The organism is Micromonospora sp. NPDC003197, from assembly GCF_053590565.1.
Map to the genome: position 1 here is coordinate 138,126 of NZ_JBSFTE010000006.1, position 23,956 is coordinate 162,081.

The window sequence follows — 23,956 nt, forward strand, 5'->3', positions numbered from 1 at the left end:
TCGGCGCCGTGCCGGTCAGCGAGAGGACGACGATCCGATGAGCACGACCGCGCTGGCCTCGGCGGCCGGCCTACTGCCTGACCCCGACGGTCACTTCGGCCGCTACGGTGGCCGGTTCGTGCCCGAGGCGCTCGTCGCCGCGCTCGAACAGCTCGACACCGCCTATCGGCACGCCATGGCCGACGAGGCGTTCCAGGCCGAGTTCGGCGCGCTGCTGCGCGACTATGCCGGCACCCCGTCCCGGCTCTACCGGGCCGAGCGGCTCTCCGCACAGGTCGGGGCCCGGATCCTGCTCAAGCGGGAGGACCTCAACCACACCGGGGCGCACAAGATCCGCAACGTGCTCGGCCAGACGCTGCTGACCAAGCGGATGGGCAAGAACCGGGTCATCGCCGAGACCGGGGCCGGCCAGCACGGCGTGGCCAGCGCCACCGCCGCCGCCCTGCTGGACCTGGAATGCGTGGTCTACATGGGGGAGGTGGACATCGAGCGGCAGGCGCTCAACGTGGCGCGGATGCGCATGCTGGGGGCCACCGTGATCCCGGTGACCACCGGCTCCCGCACCCTCAAGGACGCGGTCAACGAGGCGCTACGCGACTGGGTGGCCAACGTCGACGAGACGCACTACCTGCTCGGCACCGCCTCCGGGCCGCACCCGTTCCCGGCGATGGTGCGCGACTTCGTTCGCGGCATCGGAGTCGAGGCCCGCCAGCAGTGCCTGGACCTCACCGGGGCGCTGCCCGACGCGGTCACCGCCTGCGTCGGAGGCGGCTCCAACGCGATCGGTATCTTCCACGCCTTCATCGGCGACGAGAGGGTCCGGCTCTACGGCTTCGAGGCCGGCGGGGACGGCGTCGCCACCGGCCGGCACGCGGCCAGCATCACCGGCGGTTCCTCCGGGGTGCTGCACGGTGCCCGCACCTACGTCCTGCAGGACGAGGACGGGCAGACCATCGAGTCGCACTCGATCTCGGCCGGGCTGGACTACCCGGCCGTCGGGCCGGAGCACGCCTGGCTCAACGACACAGGCCGGGCCCGCTACCTGCCGGTCACCGACGCCGACGCGATGGCCGCCTTCCAGCTGCTCTGCCGTACCGAGGGAATCATCCCGGCGATCGAGAGCGCGCACGCCCTGGCCGGCACCCTTGCGATCATTCCGACGCTGACCGAGGAACTCGGGCACCAACCGACCATCGTGGTCAACCTCTCCGGCCGGGGCGACAAGGACGTGCACACCGCCGGCACCTACTTCGGCATCCTCGACGGGGAGCAGGCATGAGCATCTCGGTCGCGTTCGACAAGGCCCGGGCCGAGGGCCGGGCCCTGCTGGTCGGCTGCATGCCCGCCGGGTTCCCGACCGTCGACGGCAGCATCGCGGCGATGGTCGCGATGGCCGAGGCCGGCGTCGATGTCATCGAGGTGGAGCTGCCCTACTCCGACCCGGTGATGGACGGTCCGGTGATCCAGCGGGCCAGCGACATCGCGCTCGCGGGCGGCGTACGCACCCGGGACGGGCTGCGCGTCATCGAGGCGGTCGCCGCCACCGGGGTTCCGGTGGTCACGATGACCTACTGGAACCCGATCGAGAAGTACGGCCCGGACGCCTTCGCCCGGGACCTCGCCGCCGCCGGGGGCACCGGTCTGATCACCCCCGACCTGATTCCGGACGAGGCTGACGAGTGGCTGGCCGCCTCCGACGCGTACGGCCTGGACCGCACGTTCCTGGTGTCGCCGTCGTCCACCGACGCCCGGATCGCCATGACCGTCAAGCACTGCCGGGGCTTTGTCTACGCCACCGCCCTGATGGGGGTCACCGGTGCCCGGGCACAGATCTCCGCCGCCGCACCCGCCCTGGTGGAACGGGTCCGGGCGGTCACCGACCTGTCGGTCGGGGTGGGGCTCGGCGTGGGGACCGGCGCCCAGGCGGCAGCCGTCGGCAGCTACGCCGACGGCGTGATCGTCGGCAGCGCACTGGTCCGGTGCCTGCTCGACGCACCCGACCAGACGACCGGACTGACCGCGTTGCGGGGGCTCAGCGCCGAGCTGGCCGAGGGCGTACGCGCCGCCCAACGGTGAACTCCGGAAGCCGTAGCCCATGTTGCTGACCGGCCCGGGGTGCCGCTGGCACGGGGTGCGACGGTAGCGTATGCAAGCGTGAACCTCGCCTCACTGTCCCCCCAGGCGGCCCTGCCCAGTCCCAGCACTGCGGTCTGGCAGCTCGGCCCGGTTCCGATCCGGGCATACGCCCTGTGCATCGTGCTCGGCATCGTGGTCGCCGCCGTGGTCACCGAGGTCCGGCTGCGTCGCCGGGGCGTGGCCCCCTGGGCGGTGCTGGACATCGCCGTATTCGCGGTACCGGCCGGCATCATCGGGGCCCGGATCTACCACGTGATCACCTCTCCGCAGGCCTACTTCGGCGAGGGCGGTAATCCGATCAAGGCCCTCTACATCTGGGAGGGCGGGCTCGGCATCTGGGGCGCGGTCGCCGGTGGCGCGGTCGGTGCCTGGCTCGCCGCCCGGCAGCTCGGCATTCCGCTGACCGTGGTCGCGGACGCGCTGGCCCCCGGGCTGCCGCTGGCCCAGGCGGTCGGCCGGGTGGGTAACTGGTTCAACAACGAGCTGTACGGCGGACCGACCACCCTGCCCTGGGGCCTTGAGGTGCACGAGATGTCGAACAACAAGGCGGTGCTCGACCCGGCCGGCAAGCCGATCCTCGAACCCGGGCTCTACCACCCGACCTTCGCCTATGAGGCGCTGTGGAACATCGGGGTGGCGGTGCTGGTCCTGCTGGTCGACCGGAGGTGGAAGCTCGGCCGGGGCCGGGCGTTCGCGCTCTACGTGATGGGCTACACGGCCGGCCGGTTCTGGATCGAGATGATGCGTACCGACCCGGCTAACGAGATCCTTGGCCTCCGGCTCAACGTGTGGACCGCAGTGCTGGTCTTTCTTGGCGCGTTGGTCTACTTCCTTTGGGTTCGTGGTCCGCGTGAGTACCTGATTCCGTTGGCCCCGGCCACCGCCGAGGCACCCGCCCGGACCAGTGACGTCGGCCAGGTGGACGTCTCTCGCAAGGTCGAGACCGCTGCGGTGGTGCCCCTCGGCTACCGGGTGGTGACCGAGGAGCAGTACCGGATCTATCAGGAGACCGGCGAGAGCCCGCCAGAGACCGCACCGGATCCGGCGGGTAGCCATAAACCCGCCGAGACCAGCACCGCCGACCGGGACACCGACAAGGAACCCGACACCGACAAGGACCGGGAGACCGACAACGACGGCGATGCCGCGCCGCGGCCGGCTGACCGGGACCGCTGAGCGAAGGAGCCGCACCGATGCGTACGGCGGTGGTGGTGGGGGCCGGTATCGGCGGTTTGGCCGCCGCAGGCGCCCTGGCCCGGTCCGGTTGGCAGGTCACCCTCCTCGAACGTGGCGACCGGATTCGCGCGGACCGTACCGCCCTGGTGCTGTGGCCCAACGGAGTACGGGCATTGCGGGCACTGGGGCTGGGCGGTGGGCTGGACGCCATCGCCACCCCGCTGCCCGACACCGGGATGCGCCGGCCCGACGGCCATTGGCTGGTGCAGCCGAGAGCCACGGCGACCGAGCGCGCCCCGGTGGTCGTACACCGGGAGGACCTGCACGATGCGCTCATCGCCGGCCTCGGCGATCGGGTCGAGATCCGTACCGGGGTGGCGGTGCGGACGGTGCGTACGACGGCGGGTGAGCGACCGGCGGTAGGCGACGAGCGGTCCACCTTCGAGGCCGACCTGGTGGTGGCGGCGGACGGGGTCGACAGCGTGGTACGCCGCCGGCTCGCCCCGGAGGCCACGGTGGTCAGCTCCGGATGTGCGGCCTGGCGTGCTGTCATCCCCTGGTACCGCGCGCCGCAACTGCCGCCGGACCGGCCGGTGGGCAGCGATACGCTCGGCGCCGGCTACCGGTTCGTGGCGGCGTCGCTGGGGGAGCGGGGATCGTCCGGCGGCTCCACCCGGGGCGGCATCTACTGGGTGGCGACCGCAGCCGGCGCGTCCCGGCCGGAGTCACCGGAAACCCAACTGGCCCTGCTCCGCCGGTGGTACGCCGACTGGCCGGCCCCGATCGGCGAGCTGCTGGCCGCGACCGAGCCGGACGATCTCGTGCAACAGGAGGTCCGCGAGCTGCGGCCGTTGCCTCGCCGGTACGGCTTCCCGGTCGGTCCGGGCGGCTTCGTCCTGCTCGGTGACGCGGCCCACGCGATGCCGCACCACCTGGGCCAGGGTGCCTGTCTGGCCTTTGAGGACGCCGCGACGTTGCAGGCGGTGACCCGAGAGGCCGTGCCGGGCAAGCCGTTGGGTGCGGCGGTGGAGTCCTACAGTGCGGTGCGGCTGCCCAGGACGGCGACCGTGGTACGGCAGACCCGTCGGATGTCTGCCGTGTTGCAGGCCCGGGGCCGGTTGGCACTACGGGCCCGGGACGCCGCCCTGGGCCGGATCACGCCGAGGCTGCTCGGCAGCGCCGCGTCGGCCGCCGTCCAGTGGGAACCGCCCCGCTGACGCCGTCACCACTGCGGATGGTCACCTCGGGTCGCGCCACATCGGGTACAGGGTCGGCCCGGCGGGCAGGTCGAGGGTGACCGGCAGTCGGGTGAAGCCGAGCCGCTCGTAGAGCGCCGCGTTCCGCGCGGTGCTGGCCTCCAGGTACGCCGGCTGGCCGGCCTCGTCGAGCTGGTCGAATCGGTATCGCAGCAGCGCCGCTCCGATGCCGTGGCCCTGTCGGTCCGGCCGGACCGCGATGAACGGCAGGTACTGGTGGTCCGCGTGGTGCGGGTGGTGCGTGGCCATCAGCTCGTCCAGGATCCGGAAGCGTCCGGCCGGCGCAGCGCCGATAAGCGCCTCGAACTGTTTGGCCAGCTGGTCGTCGGAAGCGGCCGGAACGGTGACGTCGACATTGAGCCAGAGCGCTACCCCGGCGAGGTCGGTGGTGGTGTGGACCAGCCCTTCGGCCATGGCGTGTTCGATGGCGGGACGGAAGAAGGCCGGGTGCCGCAGCGCCCGTTCGTCGGCATCCGGAAAGATCCATCCGCTGACCGGATCGGCGAGGAAGGCGGTGGCCAGCACGGTGGTCAGTTCGTCGAGTTCGGCCCCGGTGGCGGGCCGGACGTGGTGTCGTTCGGTGCTCATTGGTGCCTCCAGGCAGGCAGGGTGGTACGAGATGGCCGCGCGGTCACCGGTCGAACCGCGCACTGACGAGTTCGGGCTCTTGCTGGCGGTCGGACGGTGCCCAGTCTTCGGGAGACCGGCCGATACCGGCGTAGACCTGCGGGCGGGCCGTCCGGAGCAGCATTCCCCAGAACAGTCCGGCAGCGGCGGCGCAGCCGATCACGCTTGGCAGTAGCCAGGCCAGGTAGGCGGGACTGGTGGGGGCGAGCAGGGCGTCGAAGTTGACGACCAACACACCGAGGATGGCCAGTAGCGCGAGGGTGGCCGAGGCGGGGGCGACGACACGTTGCCACACGCTCTCACCGGTGTGCGGGTTCCGGCGGAAATAGCCGACGACCGCGGCGGAGGTGAGCGTCATCAGCAGCACCACGCCGACGGCGGAGAGCCCGCTGAACCAGGTGAAGAGGTCGATGACGGGGTCGCGTCCGGTGGCGGCGAAGCCGAGGACGACGACCACGGCGAGCAGGCTCTGTGCCGCCGAGCCGGCGATCGGGGCGCCGGTGCGGACGCCGATGTGGCTGAGGAACCGGGGCAGGACCCGTTCCCGGCCCAGGGCGAACAGATAGCGGGCGACGCTGTTGTGGAAGGAGAGCAGGGCGGCGAGGACCGAGGTGATGAACAGGAGGTTGGCGATGTCGGCCACCAGCACGCCGACGTACTGGGCCAGGGTGCCGAAGACCACGCCGGCTCCGGCCTCCGTCGAGGTGGCCACCACGTTCTCCGGGCCGGTGACCACGGTCAGCGCCCATGCGGAGAGCGCGTAGAACAGGCCGGTGAAGGCGACGGCGATGTAGGTGGCGCGAGCGACCGTACGCCTCGGGTCCTTGACTTCCTCGCTGTAGATGGCGCCGGACTCGAAGCCGGTGAAGGAGGCGATCCCCAGCGCCAGTACCGCCCCGAGTCCGGCGGTGAAGAGGTTGCCCGGGTTGAGACCGTCGAAGGTGACCATGCCACCGGCCGGGTTGCCCAGGGCAGCCACGTCGAAGACGGCTACCGCAGCGCATTCGAGGAGCAGCAGCACCGCCAGCACGGTGGCGTTGAGGTCCACCCGGAGCAGGCCGAGGATGCCGACCACCACCCAGGCGAGCAGCGCCCAGAACCACCAGGCCAGGCCGATGTCGAACTTCGTGTCGACGAAGTCGGCGACGATCGCGCCGAAGAGCCCGTACAGGCCGATCTGAATGGTGTTGTAGGCGGCCAGGGCGATGAAGGAGCCGGCGACGCCACCGGCCCGGCCCAGGCCGTTGGCGACGTAGGAGTAGAAGGCGCCGGCGTTGGAGACGTGCCGGCTCATCGCGGCGTAGCCGACCGCGAAGAGGCCGAGTACGGCGGCCAGCAGCACGTACGACACCGCGCCGCCGATGTTTCCGCTGACCGCGTACATCGTGGTGACCCCACCGCCCAGAACGGTGAGGGGCGCCGAGGCTGCCACGGTGAAGAAGACCAGATGACCTGTGCCCAGTCGGCCCCGTCGTAGGCCGTTCTCGAATGAGGGAATTTCCGCAGACATAGACGTTCCTCGGATGATTGGGGGTTGTCTCGATCGAGGCGTCTCGAACAGTAGGAGGATCCCGCTAATGCGGCAAATAAATCTCTATCAATTTATAAAATGTTTTGCAATGTTGCCAATCTGAGATGTGGATGTCGGGTAATCGGGGTTGAACGCAACGTGTTCATGGCGTACGGTCCGGCATCGATGTGGGCGCCAATCAACGCGTCCCGATGCCTCGTCAGGGACGGATACGGTGGACTACTGGCTCATTGGCGACCAGCGTCTGGCTGATCAGCTCTTTCTCATCGCACACGACAATCACACGGGTAAGTCGCTGGCCGGTCCGCACAATCTCGATACCGCACTGGCCGGCGCGGCCCTGGTCGAGTTGGCGCTTGATGGTCGGATCAAGTTCGTCGACGGCAGGATCCATGTCATCGACCATCGACTGTGGCGGGAGGAGGTCACCGACGAGGTGCTGACGGAAATGGTGCGGCGCGGGGACGGGCACACCACCCAAGCCTGGTTGGCACACCTCAGCCCCAGAATCCGTGAGCTGGTGGGCCGTCGCCTGGTGAACGCGGGCCTGGTGACGCGGCGGGAGAGCCGAGGGCTGACGATGCGGGTGTCTGTGCGTTGGCCAGGGGTCGAGCCGGATGTGGCGGCCCGGCCCAGGGTCCGGTTGGGGGCGGTGCTCAGTCAGCACGACCAGCTCGACGTCAAGACCGCCTCGTTGGCGGCGTTGGTGCATGCGGGAGGAATGGCGCGGGTGTTGCATCTCTTCGACCGGTCGGTCACCGACCGGCTCGGGGTCGCCAGGCGGCTACTGCCGCAGGTTCTCGTCGATCTGCTCGACGCTGTCGACCGAGTCGTCGCCGCAGCGACGTTGACCGTACGGCGCTGACTCGCGCGTTGCCCGTACGACGTTCAGCTGCTGTTTCCCCGACGAGTAAATCGGCGGACTCGGAGAGCCGTCCCGAGTTTTCGGTCGGCTTTATAAAATACACTTTCCATGAAGTAATCCAGGCGAATGCCATTGCCTAGCATGGATTACTGGCCGTTCCCGACTGGGTCAAGGTCTGTCCGTTGCCCAGCGTCACGGTCATCGACCAGGCTACGGCCGGGCCGAAGAGCTCGCTGGTGTCTGGATCATTGGGCGGAATTGTGCCCGATATTGTCGTGCCGCCGCTGATCGTGAGGCGGTAGCTGTTCGCGCCGACCCCTCCCGTGCTGCCGTGCCAACCGGTGGCGGAATTGGCCGTGCCGTTGCGGACCGTACCCGACAGGTGTAACGCCCAGCCCCTACCGGCCGCCCAGACACACTCCGTACGCGCACTGGCCGAGAGCGTCGCCTTCGTCGGAGTCGGCGTGCGGGGCGGGGCCGAGGACCGCGCCGGGCCGGGGGCCGGGTCCTGGGGCTGCGAGGGTGTCGACCGGGGTGGCGAACTGGGGCCGGTGGGTGTGGCCGTCACATCCGGGGTGACGATGTCGGTCGGCTCGGTGGTAAACGACGGCGACTCCGGGGTGGTGTCCACCGGCACGACATCGGTCGGCGGCTCTGCCTCCACCCGCCCTGGATCGGGCCGGGCGATCCATACCACCCCGACGGTGAGAAGGGCGGCGAACAGTGCGGCGGCGGGGATCAGCCAGCGGCGAGCCCGCCCGGTCGTCCTCTCCGCCGGCTGGTACCCGCCCGAACTTCCGGTCCCGGTGGCATCGGCCAACGGCTGGCCATCTGGTTTGCGGTGCCGTCCCCTGGCTCCGCCGTCGGTCTCCTCGGTGGGGCTGGCACTACCCGGACCGGCGCTACCCGAGCCGGCGGTAGCAGAGGACACGGTGGCGGCCAGGTCGTTGGTTCCCGAGTCGTTGGCGGCCGGGTCGGTGGGTGCTGGGTCAGTGGGCGCCGGGTCGGTGGGTGCTGGGTCAGTGGGCGCCGGGTCGGTGGGTGCTGGGTCAGTGGTGGGGGTCTGCGCATCGGACAGGAGGGCACCACAGAACGGGTTCCGGCAGTAGAGGTTGCCGCTCTTGTCCTGTCGTTGCCCGCAGGAACCGCATACGACAGCCATCCAAGCCTCCGCAGGGCCAGTCAGGTTTGCCGCATTCTATGGCTGGCACGACATCGGGACATGCTCACTTGGACAAACCCGGCCGTCCTATCAGGAATCGCTGTCCGTGAGGCGTCGCTTCGTTGTCGCTGCTCAGGGCGCGGGTACGGCGGCGGGCTCGGCGATACAGGCGGTACCCACTCGCCGGAAACCGGTGCGCAGGTAGACCCGGGCGATCTCCTCGCTGCCGGCGGAGAGGAACACCAGGTCGACGCCGTCGTCGCGCATCCGCCGGGCCAGTGCGCCGGTGACCGCCGCACCGAGGCCCCGTCGTCGGGCGGCCGGCAAGGTGGCCACCCCGGCGATCTCGGCCACGTCGCCCACCCGCATCGCCAATCCGCTCGCCAGTACGCCATCGGTAGCCGACTCGGCCAGGGCGCTCACCCGTCGGCCGGCCTCCGCCCGGGTCAACTCCTCGGCCAGGGCTTCGGGCGTCGTCTCGGCGCGGGCGGCGTCGCGTTCGGCCGGGCCGGCGTCACCGGTTGCGGTGCCGGGTGCGGCGAAGCCGACGGCGGCGACGGCCCGCCGGGCGGCGATGTCCGCGCCGAAGCTGCCCGAGGTGGTATCCACGATTCGCACCGGGATGTCGGAAAGTTCACTTGGTGCCGGCAGAGCGGCGGGATCCAGCACCATCAGGGGCGCCTCGAGTACGGAAAGGCCTGCCGAGCGGGCGACGGCCAGCAGGTCCGGGCACTGCTCGTGCACCCACTCGAACGCCTCGGGTACGCCCAGGTCGCGCTGCCGCTGCCGGACGGCGAGGATGTCGGCGGCCGACGGTGGGTCGGAAGCGTCCTGGCTGGGACGGGCATAGAACGGCCAACCATCGCCATCCCGGACGAAGAGGGTCAGTCCGCCGAACTCCTCCGGATGTCCTCCATCACGGGGCAGGGCATCGTAGAACGCCTCCAGTCGGGCAAACAGCTCATCGTTCCGTACGGCCACTGTGCGGGACCATCCTTCCCAAATGCTGGACGTGTGATCAATCTGTACTGGTGATGACTGGTGTGCCCTAACGTAGACTCAGCAACACCGAAGGGCCGACGTCGTCCCGACCAGGATTGAAGACTCGTGACGACAGGAGGCCCGGTGGCCCTTCCGTACCCTCAGCGACCGCACCTCACGCCAGACCGTTACCAGCCGGTTCCGCCAGCCGCTGGCCTGTACGACCCGGCCCAGGAGCGCGACGCCTGCGGAGTGGCCTTCGTCGCAGACCTGCACGGTCGCCGCTCGCACGACGTCGTGGCCAAGGGACTGTCCGCGCTGCGCCGGCTCGATCATCGAGGTGCTCGGGGAGCCGAGGAGAACACCGGCGACGGCGCAGGGATCATGATCCAGGTGCCGGACGCCTTCCTGCGGGCGGTCGTCGACTTCCCCCTCCCTCCCGCCGGGCAGTACGCCACCGGCCTGGTCTTTGTCCCGGCCGAGCCCGCCGCCGAGGCGCGCGCCCGCACCGTACTGGAGAAGTATGCGCTGGTCGAGGGAGTTGAGGTCCTCGGCTGGCGGGACGTGCCGGTGTGCCCGGACGACCTTGGTGTGACCGCGCTCGACGCCCGTCCGGCCATCCGGCAGGTCTTCCTCGCCGCGCACCGGCTCACCGACAGCCCGGCCGGTCGGGCCGGCGAGGCGTTGACCGGGATCGACCTGGACCGGGTCGCCTTCGCGGTACGCAAGCAGACCGAGCGGGAGACCGCCGAGCGGGGCATCCCGACGTACTTCCCGTCGCTGTCGGCCCGCACGATGGTCTACAAGGGAATGCTGACCCCGGACCAGTTGCCGGCCTTCTTTCCGGACCTGACCGACGAGCGGATCGCCAGCGCCATCGCCCTGGTGCACTCCCGGTTCTCCACCAACACCTTCCCGTCCTGGCCGCTGGCGCACCCGTTCCGGTTCATCGCACACAACGGCGAGATCAACACCATCCGGGGGAACAAGAACTGGATGCAGGCCCGCGAGGCGCTGCTGGCCAGCCCGGACCTGCCCGGCAGCATCAAACGGCTCTTCCCGATCTGCACCCCGGGCGGCTCTGACTCGGCGAACTTCGACGAGGTTTTGGAGCTGCTGCACCTGGCCGGCCGCAGCCTGCCGCACGCGGTGCTGATGATGATCCCGGAAGCCTGGGAGAACGACCCGGAGATGGATCCGGCGAAGCGGGCCTTCTACCGCTTCCATGCCAGCCTGATGGAACCGTGGGACGGGCCGGCGTCGGTCGCCTTCACCGACGGCTCCCAGGTTGGGGCGGTGCTGGACCGCAACGGGCTGCGCCCCGGCCGCTGGTGGCAGACCACCGACGGGCTGGTGGTGCTGGGCAGCGAGGCGGGCGTACTGGACCTCGACCCGGCCACGGTGGTGGCCAAGGGGCGGCTGCAACCGGGGCGGATGTTCCTGGTCGACACGGTGGCCGGCCGGATCGTGCACGACGACGAGATCAAGGCCGAGCTGGCCGGCGTCGCACCGTACACCGACTGGCTGCACGCCGGGCTGATCGAACTGGCCGACCTGCCAGCCCGGGAGCACACCGTCTACACCCACGACTCGGTACGCCGCCGCCAGCAGACCTTTGGCTACACCGAGGAGGAGCTGAAGATCCTGCTCGGCCCGATGGCGCGTACCGGGGCGGAGCCGTTGGGCTCGATGGGCACCGACACCCCGATCGCGCCACTCTCCACCCGGCCCCGGCTGCTCTATGACTACTTCCACCAGCTCTTCGCCCAGGTGACCAACCCGCCGCTGGACGCGATCCGGGAGGAACTGGTCACCAGCCTCCAGTCGACCATCGGCCCGGAGGGCAACCTGCTCGACCCGGGGCCGGCGAGCTGCCGGCAGATCGTGCTGCCGTACCCGGTGATCGACAACGACGAGCTGGCCAAGATCCTCTCTATCGACGAGGACGGTGACCTGCCCGGCTTCAAGGCGGTACGGGTCTCTGGGCTCTACCGCATCCGGGACGGCGCGGCCGGGCTCAAGGGCCGGCTGACCGAGATCTGCCGGCACGTCTCCGAGGCGATCGAGGACGGGGTCCGCATCCTGGTCCTCTCCGACCGGGACTCCACCGCCGACCTCGCCCCCATCCCGTCCCTGCTGCTCACCGCCGCCGTGCACCAGCACCTGGTACGGGAGCAGACCCGTACCCGGGTGGCGCTGATCGTGGAGTCTGGCGACTGTCGGGAGGTGCACCACGCCGCCGTCCTGATCGGCTACGGCGCAGCGGCGGTCAACCCGTACCTGGCCTTCGAGTCGGTGGAGGACCTGATCGCCACCGGCGCGTTGACCGAGGTGGAACCGCGCGCCGCCATCCGCAACTACGTCAAGGCGCTCGGCAAGGGCGTCCTGAAGATCATGTCGAAGATGGGCATCTCGACCGTGTCGTCGTACTGCGGTGCCCAGGTCTTCGAGGCGGTCGGCCTGGACCACCGACTACTACAGCGCTACTTCGCCGGCACCCCCGGCAAGATCGGCGGCATCGGCCTGGCCGGGATCCACGCCGAGGTCGCCGCCCGGCACTCGCTGGCCTGGCCGCCAACCGCCGCAGGTCGGGCCGGCGACCCGGCGCGGACCGGGCCGGCGACCGGCGACGCCGAGCCGCAGCGGCGGCTCACCGTCGGTGGCGAGTACCAGTGGCGACGCGACGGCGAACTGCACCTGTTCAACCCGGAGACGGTCTTCCTGCTGCAACACGCCACCCGCAGCCGGCAGTACGACGTCTTCCGGCAGTACACCGCCAAGGTCGACGAGTTGGCCGCCCAGGCCGGCTCGCTGCGTGGACTCTTCACCCTGCGCACCGGGGTACGCCCACCCGTGCCACTGGACGAGGTCGAGCCGGCCAGCGAGATCGTCAAGCGCTTCTCCACCGGGGCCATGTCGTACGGCTCGATCTCCGCCGAGGCGCACGAAACCCTGGCGGTGGCGATGAACCGCCTCGGCGGCAAGTCCAACACCGGGGAGGGTGGCGAGGACGTCGACCGGCTGCACGACCCGCAGCGCCGCTCGGCCATCAAGCAGATCGCCAGCGGTCGGTTCGGGGTGACCAGCGAATACCTGGTCAACGCCGACGACCTCCAGATCAAGATGGCGCAGGGTGCCAAGCCGGGCGAGGGCGGACAACTACCCGGCAACAAGGTCTGGCCGTGGATCGCCCGTACCCGGCACGCCACCCCGGGCGTCGGACTCATCTCCCCACCGCCGCACCATGACATCTACTCCATCGAGGACCTGGCCCAGCTCGTCCACGACCTCAAATGCGTCAACCCGGCCGCCCGGGTACACGTCAAACTGGTCAGCGAGATCGGTGTCGGCACCGTCGCCGCCGGGGTGGCCAAACTCAAGGCCGACGTCATCCTGATCTCCGGGCACGACGGTGGCACCGGAGCGTCCCCGCTCAACTCGCTCAAGCACGCCGGTACGCCGTGGGAGCTGGGGCTGGCCGAGGCGCAGCAGACCCTGCTGCTCAACCGGCTGCGGGACCGGGTCACCGTCCAGGTCGACGGTCAGCTCAAGACCGGCCGGGACGTGCTGATCGCGGCGCTGCTCGGGGCCGAGGAGTACGGCTTCGCCACCGCCCCGCTGATCGTCTCCGGTTGCGTCATGATGCGGGTCTGCCACCTGGACACCTGCCCGGTCGGCATCGCCACCCAGAACCCGACGCTGCGCGAGCGGTTCAACGGCAAGCCGGAGTTCGTGGAGAACTTCTTCCTCTTCCTCGCCGAGGAGGTTCGCGGCTACCTGGCCGAACTGGGCTTCCGCACCCTCGAAGAGGCGATCGGCCAGACCGAGCTGCTCGACTTCGCCCCAGCGGTGGCGCACTGGAAGGCCGGCGGAGTGGACCTGCGGCCCGTACTCCAGTTGCCGCAACTGCCGGCGGACGCCGCCCGGCGCGGCATCCGAGCCCAGGACCACGGCCTGGCGCAGGCTCTGGACAACGAGCTGCTGGCGCTGGCCGAGCCGGCGCTGCGCGACGGCACGCCGGTCCGGGCCGAGGTGCCGGTACGCAACGAACACCGAAGCATCGGTGCGATGCTCGGCGGTGAGGTGACCCGGCGGTACGGCGGGACCGGTCTGCCCACGGACACCATCGAGTTCGCCCTGCACGGCACCGCCGGCCAGTCACTCGGCGCGTTCCTGCCGACCGGGGTGACCCTGCGGCTGTACGGCGACGCCAACGACTACCTCGGCAAGGGCCTCTCCGGGGGTCGGATCGTGGTCCGGCCGGACACCGCCGCACCGTTCGTCAGCGCCGACGCCGCCCCGGGGGTACGCGCCGAGGACCAGATCATCGCCGGCAACACCCTGCTGTACGGCGCCACCGCCGGTGAGGTGTTCCTGCGCGGCCGGGTGGGGGAGCGGTTCGCAGTCCGCAACTCCGGCGCGGTGACCGTGGTCGAGGGCGTCGGTGACCACGGCTGCGAGTACATGACCGGTGGCACGGTGGTGGTGCTCGGCCCGACCGGGCGCAACTTCGCCGCCGGCATGTCCGGCGGTACGGCGTACGTCCGGCGGCTGGATCGGCAGCGGGTCAACACCGAGCTGGTCGACCTCGCGCCGCTGACCGACGACGAGCGGGTGACCCTGCACAACCTGGTGCAGCGGCACTTCGCCGAGACCGATTCCGCCCTCGCCGAGGAGCTGCTCAAGCACTGGCCGGAGGCGGTCGAGGAGTTCACCGCCGTGGTCCCCCGGGACTACAAGCGGGTAATGGAGATCATGCGGGCCGCCGAAGCCGCCGGCCACGACGTCGACGACGCGGTGATGACCGCGCTGGCCGCCCCGGCGACCGGCCCGGCCGCACCGGTCGCCCCCGCCCCGCGGGCGTCCCAGGAGGTGGCTCGTGCCTGACCCGAACGGTTTCCTGCGCCACGGACGGCAGCTTCCGGCCCGCCGGCCGGTGCCGGTACGCATCGCCGACTGGCGGGAGGTCTATCCGCCGGCCGACGAGGTGCTGACCCGGCAGCAGGCCACTCGGTGTATGGACTGCGGTATCCCGTTCTGCCACGACGGCTGCCCGCTGGGCAACCGCATCCCGGACTGGAACGATTTGGTCCGTACCGGGGGCTGGGCAGCGGCGATCGAGGCGCTGCACGCCACCAACAACTTCCCGGAGTTCACCGGGCGGCTCTGCCCGGCCCCGTGCGAGGCCGCCTGCGTACTGGGCATCGGTGACGACCCGGTCGCCATCAAGCAGGTCGAGGTCGAGATCATCAACCAGGCCTTCGACCGGGACCTGGTCATCCCGGCCCCGGTCGCGGCGCCGACCGGCAACCGGGTCGCCGTGGTCGGCTCCGGTCCGGCCGGGTTGGCCGCCGCCCAGCAGCTGGTCCGGGCCGGCCATGCGGTGACCGTGTACGAGCGCGACGACGCGATCGGCGGTCTGCTGCGGTACGGCATCCCCGACTTCAAGCTGGAGAAGCAGCACATCGACCGGCGGATAGCCCAGCTGGCCGCCGAGGGGGTGCGCTTCGAGGCTGGGGTCGACGTCGGCGTGGACGTCACCGCCGAGCAGTTGCGCGCCGAGTACGACGCAGTGCTGCTGGCCTGCGGGGCGCTGGCCGGTCGGGACACCCCGGAAACCCCGGGGCGGGCCCTACGCGGCATCCACCAGGCGATGGAACATCTGGTCGCCGCCAACCGGGTGGTCAGTGGCCAGGCTGAGCCTGCCGATTCCTCGCGACTGCGGGGCTCGCAAGCTCACTCCTCGCGCTCGGGCGAGGACTCGACTCCGATCGACGCCGCCGGTAAGCATGTGGTGATCATCGGCGGCGGCGACACCGGGGCGGACTGCCTGGGCGTGGCCCACCGGCAGGGCGCGGCCGGCGTACACCAGCTCGACCAGTACCCGCAGCCGCCGCGTACCCGGGATGGGGAGCGTGACCCGTGGCCGACCTGGCCGTGGATCCTGCGTGACTACCCGGCCCACGAGGAGGGCGGCGAACGGGTCTTCGCGGTGGCGGTGCAGGAGTTCGTCGACGACGGCACCGGTGCGGTACGGGCGGTCCGGATCGCCGAGGTCGCCGTGGAACGGCGGGACGGCCAGCGGATCGTGACGGTGCTGCCCGGTACGGAGCGGGAGCTGCCGGCCGACCTGGTGCTGCTGGCGATCGGCTTCGAGGGCACCGAGGAGCAGCCGCTGCTCGACCAGTTGGGGCTGGCCCGCAACGGGCGGGGTGCCATCGACGCCCGATCGGACTGGCAGACCAGCACCGATGGGGTCTTCGTCGCCGGGGACATGCATCGGGGTGCCTCGCTGATCGTCTGGGCCATTGCCGAGGGGCGGGCCGCCGCCGCGGCGATCCACGCCTACCTCGGCGGCGTGGCAGAGCTGCCAGCCCCGGTCAGCCCGTCGGCCCGCCCACTCGCAGCACGCTGACACCACGGCCACGGGGCAGGTGCGCGGGGGAGTCGGCCGACGGCGGCAGTGGTTGGCCGACTCCGGTGTGGGTAATCAGCGACGGCCTCGGGGCGAGAGAACGGGTTGCGCAGCGATGCGATGATCTCCGCAGCATCGGCATAGTCCCCTGTGGAGTCACGGATGGTCTGGACGGCGCAACCGAGACCGCGTTCCCTCCCCTCCGGGATCGCGGACCGGCTGGCGACGGTACGCGGCAGCGTTGACGAAGGACGACTACGCAGACCTGTTGGCGGGTCGATCGCCGGGAGTTCAGCCTGCCGAATCACCCGGCCACCGGGGTCAATCTGCTCGCCCGCCCGGCGCAGCCACCCGGAGCGGCCGCTGCGGAGACGGGCCGGGCCGCCAGAGCCTTCCCGACCGTGCTGCTCGGGGCGCACCTGGACACCGTCTGGGGCAGCCCGGGAGCGGACGACAACGCATCCGGGATCGATCGCTGACCTTGTCGCGGCCACCGCCGTGGCCGTGACCCACCGATAGGGGCGGTCAGGACGCCTACCGCCAGGGGAAAGGCGCTCGTGTCGGTACCGGCTGTTAGCGTGCTGCGAGCTTCCGGATGTGGGGATTTGTCGCGGAGTTTCGACGCTCCACAATCGACGAAAGGCGCGTGATGGGTTGGTTACCGGCGGGGGACTCGCATGAGATCTCCCTGGTGGACGGCAAGGTGGTGGCGCGCTCGACCGGCAGTCGCGCCACCGGCCGACCGCTGAAGACGCTTCCGAAGGCGTTGCGGGAACATTCCGAAGTGGAGCGGTTGCGCCGGCTCGCGGAGTGGCTGGACCGACACGACGCCACATGCCTCGCGCAGGTCAACGCGTGGTTGGTGTCGTCCCTCCCGGTGCAGACCGGGCTGCTGGCCAAGGTGTGGCCGGACCCGTCGTGGCAGGACATCCTGCGGGACCTCGTCGTGGTCGGTGCCGACCCGGAGGAGCCGGGCTTTCTGCGCGAGGTCACCGGTTCCGGTGAGTTGCGTCTGGTCAACCTCGATGGCGAGACCATCCGGATCTCGCCGGAGACCGTGACCCTGCCGCATCCGGTGCTTCTCACCGATCTGGACGACCTGCGCGAGTTCGCTACCGAACTGGGGATTACCCAGCGGGTCGAGCAGCTTCACCGGCGAGTCCTGGCGAAACCCGCCGAAATCAAGGAAAAAGCGACGACTGTCTCCGACTTCAACAACACCAGGGTCGCCAGAGGCGTGACAGCACGGGCGGCATCCCTTGGCTACCAGTCGACCCGTGACCGGGTCACCTGTCGGATCTGGGAGGCGGGTTGCCTTGTCGAGGCGACGATGTGGTTCGACGACGACTACTGGAGTAGCGAGGCGACCCTGGGCCACCTGCGCTGGAACCCAATGAACGCTCAGCAGCCAATGCGGCTTGTGGACGTTGGTCCGGTGGCCTGGTCGGAGGGGATGCGGATGGCGACTGCGCTGGGCGGCAGCCCGGTCGGAACGGGAAAGGACGCGTGAGCGGCGTGACCACCGAGGTCGAGAACATGCTGGCGGCCGGTGCGATAGTGCCGCCCGACACCGACGGCGCGGGCGAGCAGGCCGTACCGTTCACCGCCCGGACGTACCAGCATCCGGTGCTCGGCGAGCGGGTCGTGGTCCGTTTGGTCGACGCTGACCTGGGGGTCGGTGAGGACACCGCGATGGGCTTCCTCGGCCTGAACCGGGTAGACGAACCGGCCACGGTCGGTCTGGGCCTGCGCCAGGCGCTGGGTTTCCCGGAGTGGGTGCTGGTGCACCACCCGGACGACGGCCATCATGCGCTGGCGGTCATGCCGGAGTTGCAGCGGATCGCCAAGCAGGCATGGTCCAAACCGAAGGCCGCGCTGGACGCCTACCACGCGCTCGCCGGCCGGCTGGACCGGTCGGTACCGCATTTCCTGCCGACCTTCTACGAGCAGGCCGGGCGGGTGTTCCTCGCCGCCGACCAGGACGCGTACGCGGCACAGATGTTCAACCGGGCCCGTAAGGCAGAGACCGAGCACGGACTGGAGATCGATCCGGACCGGTTGGACGCGGTATACCTGGAGTTCGCGCTGGCCAAAGCGGTGTCTGTGAGTGCACTCGCCGGGTACGCCAAGGACCTGGCCGCCCGCCTACCGGCCGAGGCAGCACTGGACAGGTTCTGTGTGTTGGCGATCCGTAGCGCGGGGGCTGGGCTCGTGCCGTCCACGCAGGTGTCGACTGCGATCCGCCGCCTGGTCCGGGCGGCCGGGAAGGCGGGCGGCAAGGACGGTCTCGCGGCGGCCGAGGCGCGGGAGCGGGCGTACCTGAGAGAACTTCTTGGGCTGCCGGTGTTGGCAGAGGTTCCGATCAGCTGGTGGCAGGCCAACCTGCCGGCCCTGGTCGTACTGGCCGAAGACGATCGGGCCGTACGCGGCGTGCTGCTGAACCTCATGCACGACGACCGGAACGAGTTGCCACAGTGGCTGGATGTCCTGACCGAGACCGGCGCCATCGCGGGCCTCTACGACGGCGGGCTGCCGGTCGCCGAGCGGCCGGAGGACGGCTCGGTTGGCTGGCTGCGGCGGTTCCTCAAGGCGGTCGGGTACGCTCCGACGCGCCAGCCGGCGTTGCTGGAGCTCGTGGAGCGTTCCGCCGACCAACTACGCGGCGAACTCGGCACGACCGGCGAGACGATCGATCCCGGTGCGGACCTCGATCTCCTGGACTTGCTGTTGAGCCTCGACATCCCCGTCCGGGTTCCGGGAGACAGAACTCAGTTGAACCTGACGGGCTGGTCCCGGGGCGAGGGCCAGCGGGACCTGGTGGCGTTGGCGGGTGACACCCGCTTCCACGCCGCTTTCCGGCAGGCTGCCGACCGGTTCGGCACAGGTGATTCAGGGACCGTACGGCAGCTGGTCGCGACGCCGGGTGGACGTGTGCTGTTCGGTGACTGGCTGCGGGCGAAGGTCCGTACCTCCTTCGCCGTCGGCCTGCCGCACCTGCCCGAGGCGGTACAGCAGTTGCTGTGGCTACCGGGGGAGGCACTGACACTGGCGGCGGACGAGATCGCCAACGCGGCCACCACCGATCTTGCCGAGCAGGTCACGCGGAGCCTGCGCGGCGGAGTTCTCGATGAGCTGTGCTGGCCGGCGTGGGAGGAGGCGCTGGCCGAGGTGGGCCAGGAGCGCCAGATCCGGATGGACGCCTGGCCCTACATGATCCTCATGGGGGCGACCCGGGTCTGCGTGATCGGCGCGGAAGGCATCGTACTTCGTCACGACCTGCGGATTCCGCACAATGACGTGTGGGGCGAACCGGGATGCCACTACGTGGACGGTGACCTGCTCGTCTACTGGGACTCCCGCGAGCTCGGCGGTCACCTGCGCGGCTACTGGCACTCGTCCGCCGAAGCGCCGCAACCCCTGCTCGGCAATCGCAACCGCAACCAGCCCCGTACTGGCTCGATCACGTTGGCGTTGCCGGGCGGGGGGCGGACCACCGGCCGTGGCGTACTGCACGCCGGCGACACCGCGGTGCCCGACGAGCGGGAGGTGATCACCGACGGAACGTCGTATTGGGTGTATCGCAGCGACACCAGAGACGAGCGCGGGTGGCACGAATACGACCCGGCCACCGGGGCGGTCGGCCGGCGCAGCCTGCCCGGGTTCCTGGCCGACGCGCTGCGTACCGCCCCGGTCGGCAGCACCCTGTCGGAAAGCGAGAGCTGGCTGCGACCGGCCCTGTCGGATCGGGCCACCTCGGCCGCCGTCCCGGTGGACGGCCTGCTCGGCTGGCGGGTGGTGCGGCTGCCCGACGGGTCGACGCGGGGCGAGGACCTGGCCGGGCGCACGGTCACCGTTCCCAGCGGTATCCCGATAGGTGCCGTCGCGCTGCCCGGGGATGACCGCCCCCGTGCCCTCCTGAGTAACCACACGCTGGTCGACCCGGACGGGGTGGTCTCGTCCGTCGCCGGGTCACCGAAGAGCCGGAACCACCCGCCGGAGGCCGCCCCGCTGCCGTGGCAGGAGTTCGCCGGCAACCTGGTAGCCCGCGACCCGGCTGGCTCCACCGCGTTGCGGCGGATTGACCGGGACTCCGTGGCGTCGCTGTTCAAGGCCGCGATCGAGGCGTACGCCGCAGAGCAGGCGGCGGCCAAGGCCAAGGAGGCAGCGCAGACCACGAACCCGGCATCCGGTACGGCGCAGCCGGCCGCTGTCGACGACCAGCCTGACCCGCTGACCGAGCTGGTCCGTTCGGTGCTGCCGCAGATCAGCCACGACGGGCTGGTGGCCGGAGTGGTCGGGGTGCTGCGGTTCGCCGCCCGGCTGCAACCCGATCTCGACAAGCTGGCGAAAGGGCTTGCCGCGGCGCTGACCGGCGCTCCGCCGAACCCGGACGAGGAAGCGTTGACCGGTCCCACCGACGAGCAACTCGGCGAGGCGCTGGACGGTCTGACCAAGCTCAGCCAGTGGAGCTGGAACCGAGAACCCGCTAACACCTTCAGGCAACTGCGAGCGATCAGTCGAGCCCAGGAGGGCACCACGACCACTGACGCCACCACGGCCAGCGAGGGCGCACCGGCGGCTTTGGAGGTGCGCCTGCACCTCGACGGACCGGACATCCCAGACACCGTCGTGAGGTGGCCGGATTTCCTCGACCGGTCTGGGGCGGTGGCGTACCGGGCGGCGCTGGCGACCACGCCGGCGGAGCACCAGCAGACGTTGCGGGCGCTGCTCGCCGAACTGGACGGGCTCGGCCTGACCACCGCCACCGAACCGGCCCGCTGGCGCAGGCTCGTTTTGCACCTGGAGGAGAGCCACCTGAAGTCGGCCGAAGACCATCGAAAGGGCCGATCGAGAGGCATCCTATCGCTGGCCGACGGGGCGTTCCTCATGGTCCTCGAACAGAGGAAAGTGGATTCGGGCTACCACTTCACCACGCTGTTCCACGACCCGACGGGGGTGTTCGACGTCCCGGCCCCATACACGGTGCCTTCCTCCCAACCGGTGGGGGAGACCCGGCCGGCGGGGTGGCTCGCCACATTTCTCACCGAGTGGGCTGAACGCGGCCCGGCACCCTGGCGACCCGAGGCGGCCGAAAAGTTCGCCGAACTGACCGGGGTCACCCTGACCACCGCCAAACTGGTGCTGGCCGGCATGTTCCAGGTCGACAGCGAGCGTCCGCTCCCAGCCGAAGTGCGCAAGACCCTAGCGGTCAAGGCAGCCGAGATCAGGATTGCTTTCGACACGCTGGGTGCGGTGAATGTCGGGATCCGCCGGGCCGTCGCCTCGGCTCTGCTGCCGGCCGAACCCAGCAGGCTGTGGACGGACGGCCCAGACGTGATGGCCGCCGCCGAGATGTGGAACAGGTCGGAGGGCCGGCGCGTTTCCGTGCCCGAGGAACTCCTCGTGGGTGCGACCAAATCGCTCCGTACTAATTGGGGGCCCGATCAGGCACTGCCCGCGTTGCTCGACCCGACCGCCGCACCGGAACTGAGCAACGATTTGAGCTGGGTGATCCAACATGACCGGGCCCAGCCCGCCGATCACCACGCCAAGGGCTTCACCGGCCAGGTGTTGACGTCGACCATCCCGCTGATCGCGTGGGCAGCCCATGAGTTGCCCGCAGGGCATCCGTTCCGGGCCGCGCTGCCGGCTGCGCTCGCCGCGGTGCGGGACCGGCTGGCCAACCCGGCGCTGCTGCTCGACCTTAACCGGTATGTCAGGCTCAGCTCGTTCCGCAAGGTGGCTGGCGCACCGTCGGAGACCGGTGCCGGCTGGGAGCGGTACGGCGCGGTCATCATGGCCACCGGCGACGACCAGCCGTCGCCTGCCCTACGAGTGGTCCTACTGGACGAGGACGGCAGCGACCCGTACCTGCCGGCACTGCGCGGAGACTCGCAGCAGCCCTTCGAGATCGAGGCGGCCCTGTGGACCGCTCGTGACCCGAAGTTCGCCGCGCTGCTCGCCGATCCGGGTGAGCCGGTTGCCGGGACGCGGGACCCGGACGGCACCTGGTGGCCACAGGACCCGACCCGGTCGGTGCCCGAGCTGGTCGCCGAGGTCACCGCCGAGCACGGCCTGAGCAGCGACGCCGCTGCGGTGTACCTGATGCTGCTGGCCATGCCGGACCCGACGGACCGCAACGTGGCCCGGTGGACCGGCTGGAAGCCGGCCCGGCTCAAGGCGGCTCGCGCCGAACTGGCCGGCACCGACCTGGTGGTGGAGGCCACCCGCTCCCGGGCCGGACGGACACTGTTCCTACCCGGGGCGTGGCTGGCACGCAGCAGCCCACACGTGCCGATCGAGCAGTGGAAGGCCGTGCTGTTCGGCGTATCCGGCGACGGCGAGGCGCCGCTCGGGGTGACCGTACCGGTCGAGCCGGTCCCGGACTTCTACCGGCGAGCCTGGCAGCGGCTTCGGGACGGCGACGTTCCCCACTTCGAGCAGCTCCGGCACAGCGGTAAGCGCCGCTAGCGCCGTAGGCGGTCGGTGCCGCGCTGCGGCGCCGACCGCCCCACCCCGCGACATCATGCTCCGGCGTGCCGCCGGAACAGCCAGCAGAGCGGCATGCCGCCGCACGTCTGCACGAACCCGAGTGAGTAGAGAGATCGAGGAAGATCCCGTGACCGTGACGGAACAGGTAACACCCACCGAGGCTGCCGACCAGGCGCAGGTCCTGTCGGCCGAGCAGCGGTACGCCGCCGAACTGGCCTTTCTCGCCGCGTACGACGACGGCGCCCGGCCGCCGGGCTGGCGACTCACCCCGCGCGCCGTGATCACGTTCATCTGTGGCAGCGGCGGCGAGAAGCTCACCCTGCCCGCCGAGCGGCGTGCCGCTGACGGTGGCGACCTGCCAGCCACGATGGTGATCCCGCCCAAGTTCGTCGGTGAGCGCGGGCTGGTGGAGCGCTGTGTGGTCACCCTGGCCGGCGAGCGTGGCCTGCTGCTGGTCGGTGAGCCCGGTACCGCCAAGTCGATGCTCTCCGAACTGCTGGCCGCCGCGGTCTGCGGCACCAGCGCCCTGACCGTGCAGGGCACCGCCGGCACCACCGAGGACGCCTTCCGGTACGGCTGGAACTACGCGCTGCTGCTCGCCCAGGGGCCGAGCCAGCAGGCGCTGGTCGACTCCCCGGTGCTCACCGCGATGCGTACCGGCCGGGTCGCCCGCATCGAGGAGGTGACCCGCTGCCTGCCGGAGGTGCAGGACGCGCTGGTGTCGATCCTGTCCGACCGGCGAATGAACGTGCCCGAACTTTCCGGCACCGACGAGGGCCTGATCCGGGCCGTACCCGGGTTCACCGTGATCGCCACCGCCAACCTGCGTGACCGGGGCGTGTCGGAGATGTCAGCCGCGCTCAAACGGCGATTCAACTTCGAGACGATCCACCCGATCGCCGACGCGGCCACCGAGACCGACCTGGTACGTCGGCAGGCCACCGCCGCAGTGCAACGCAGTGGTGCGCCGTTCGCCGTGGACGATGCCGTCCTGGAGGTCCTGGTCACCGTCTTCCGGGACCTGCGCGTCGGCCGGTCGGCCGAGGGCTGGGACGTGGAACGGCCGGGCACGGTGATGTCCACCGCGGAGGCGGTGCAGGTCGCCGCCTCACTCGGGCTGGCTGCCGCCTACCTTCCGGGCGGGGACGCCCTGGACCTGGTACCCGGACACCTGCTCGGCGTGGTGCACAAGGACGACCAGAACGACCACGGTCGGCTGCTCGGCTACTGGGACGGCCCGGTACGGCGCCGCGCCGAGGACGGTTCGCCGATGTGGCGGCGGCTCTGGGACCTGCGGGAGAGCCTGCGGTGATAA

General features: G+C 70.5%; 15 protein-coding genes. 11 read left to right on the plus strand and 4 right to left on the minus strand.

Features of this window, described 5'->3' with window-relative positions; translation table 11 throughout:
- The first annotated feature begins 37 nt into the window (after nucleotides 1-37).
- The 4 genes from trpB to ACWDV4_RS09035 all read left to right on the plus strand — a co-directional run bounded on the left by trpB (nucleotide 38) and on the right by ACWDV4_RS09035 (nucleotide 4,529).
- On the plus strand, nucleotides 38-1,279 hold the full coding sequence (gene trpB, locus ACWDV4_RS09020) for a tryptophan synthase subunit beta (protein WP_449976061.1): 1,242 nt from the start codon (nucleotides 38-40) through the stop codon (nucleotides 1,277-1,279).
- On the plus strand, nucleotides 1,276-2,076 hold the full coding sequence (gene trpA, locus ACWDV4_RS09025) for a tryptophan synthase subunit alpha (RefSeq protein ID WP_449976062.1): 801 nt from the start codon (nucleotides 1,276-1,278) through the stop codon (nucleotides 2,074-2,076). The genes trpB and trpA overlap by 4 nt, the downstream gene beginning before the upstream one ends.
- Before the next feature lie 78 nt (nucleotides 2,077-2,154).
- A complete protein-coding gene (gene lgt / locus ACWDV4_RS09030; RefSeq protein ID WP_449976063.1) occupies nucleotides 2,155-3,312 on the plus strand; it encodes a prolipoprotein diacylglyceryl transferase in 1,158 nt (385 codons plus the stop codon).
- A gap of 17 nt (nucleotides 3,313-3,329) precedes the next feature.
- Nucleotides 3,330-4,529 (plus strand): FAD-dependent oxidoreductase, encoded by a 1,200-nt coding sequence (locus ACWDV4_RS09035; RefSeq protein WP_449976064.1) that lies wholly within the window; start codon nucleotides 3,330-3,332, stop codon nucleotides 4,527-4,529.
- A 21-nt stretch (nucleotides 4,530-4,550) separates the two neighbouring features.
- Here ACWDV4_RS09035 and ACWDV4_RS09040 read toward each other — a convergent pair whose 3' ends face one another.
- Nucleotides 4,551-5,156, minus strand: a complete 606-nt coding sequence (locus tag ACWDV4_RS09040; RefSeq protein WP_449976066.1) for a GNAT family N-acetyltransferase — start codon at nucleotides 5,154-5,156, stop codon at nucleotides 4,551-4,553.
- Nucleotides 5,157-5,199: 43 nt separating this feature from the next.
- Nucleotides 5,200-6,705 (minus strand): APC family permease, encoded by a 1,506-nt coding sequence (locus tag ACWDV4_RS09045; RefSeq protein ID WP_449976067.1) that lies wholly within the window; start codon nucleotides 6,703-6,705, stop codon nucleotides 5,200-5,202.
- Between the two features lie 235 nt (nucleotides 6,706-6,940).
- Between ACWDV4_RS09045 and ACWDV4_RS09050 the strand changes: the two genes are divergently transcribed.
- Entirely contained in the window at nucleotides 6,941-7,591 is a 651-nt protein-coding gene (locus ACWDV4_RS09050) for a GOLPH3/VPS74 family protein (RefSeq protein WP_449976068.1), read from the plus strand.
- Between the two features lie 136 nt (nucleotides 7,592-7,727).
- On the opposite strand, the gene ACWDV4_RS09055 is transcribed toward ACWDV4_RS09050, so the two are convergent.
- Together ACWDV4_RS09055 and ACWDV4_RS09060 are read right to left on the minus strand one after the other, a co-directional pair.
- Nucleotides 7,728-8,753 carry a hypothetical protein gene (locus ACWDV4_RS09055; protein WP_449976069.1) on the minus strand — a complete coding sequence of 342 codons (1,026 nt, stop codon included), beginning with the start codon at nucleotides 8,751-8,753 and terminating at the stop codon, nucleotides 7,728-7,730.
- Between the two features lie 132 nt (nucleotides 8,754-8,885).
- Nucleotides 8,886-9,734, minus strand: coding sequence for a GNAT family N-acetyltransferase (locus ACWDV4_RS09060; protein WP_449976071.1), 849 nt, complete (start codon nucleotides 9,732-9,734; stop codon nucleotides 8,886-8,888).
- A gap of 144 nt (nucleotides 9,735-9,878) precedes the next feature.
- Here ACWDV4_RS09060 and gltB point away from each other — a divergent pair, with 144 nt between their 5' ends.
- The 6 genes from gltB to ACWDV4_RS09090 all read left to right on the plus strand — a co-directional run bounded on the left by gltB (nucleotide 9,879) and on the right by ACWDV4_RS09090 (nucleotide 23,953).
- Complete coding sequence (gltB, locus tag ACWDV4_RS09065) at nucleotides 9,879-14,621, plus strand: glutamate synthase large subunit (RefSeq protein WP_449976073.1); 4,743 nt, start codon at nucleotides 9,879-9,881, stop codon at nucleotides 14,619-14,621.
- The gene (locus ACWDV4_RS09070; RefSeq protein WP_449976075.1) at nucleotides 14,614-16,149 is read left to right on the plus strand and encodes a glutamate synthase subunit beta; all 1,536 of its coding nucleotides are present in this window, start codon (nucleotides 14,614-14,616) and stop codon (nucleotides 16,147-16,149) included. The genes gltB and ACWDV4_RS09070 overlap by 8 nt, the downstream gene beginning before the upstream one ends.
- 401 nt (nucleotides 16,150-16,550) lie before the next feature.
- Nucleotides 16,551-16,628, plus strand: a complete 78-nt coding sequence (locus tag ACWDV4_RS09075) for a M28 family peptidase (protein ID WP_449976279.1) — start codon at nucleotides 16,551-16,553, stop codon at nucleotides 16,626-16,628.
- 170 nt (nucleotides 16,629-16,798) lie between these two features.
- Nucleotides 16,799-17,659 carry a DUF4132 domain-containing protein gene (locus ACWDV4_RS09080; RefSeq protein ID WP_449976077.1) on the plus strand — a complete coding sequence of 287 codons (861 nt, stop codon included), beginning with the start codon at nucleotides 16,799-16,801 and terminating at the stop codon, nucleotides 17,657-17,659.
- Entirely contained in the window at nucleotides 17,656-22,620 is a 4,965-nt protein-coding gene (locus ACWDV4_RS09085) for a hypothetical protein (protein WP_449976079.1), read from the plus strand. The genes ACWDV4_RS09080 and ACWDV4_RS09085 overlap by 4 nt, the downstream gene beginning before the upstream one ends.
- Nucleotides 22,621-22,768: 148 nt before the next feature.
- Nucleotides 22,769-23,953 (plus strand): ATP-binding protein, encoded by a 1,185-nt coding sequence (locus ACWDV4_RS09090; protein ID WP_449976081.1) that lies wholly within the window; start codon nucleotides 22,769-22,771, stop codon nucleotides 23,951-23,953.
- The last annotated feature ends 3 nt before the right edge of the window (nucleotides 23,954-23,956 follow it).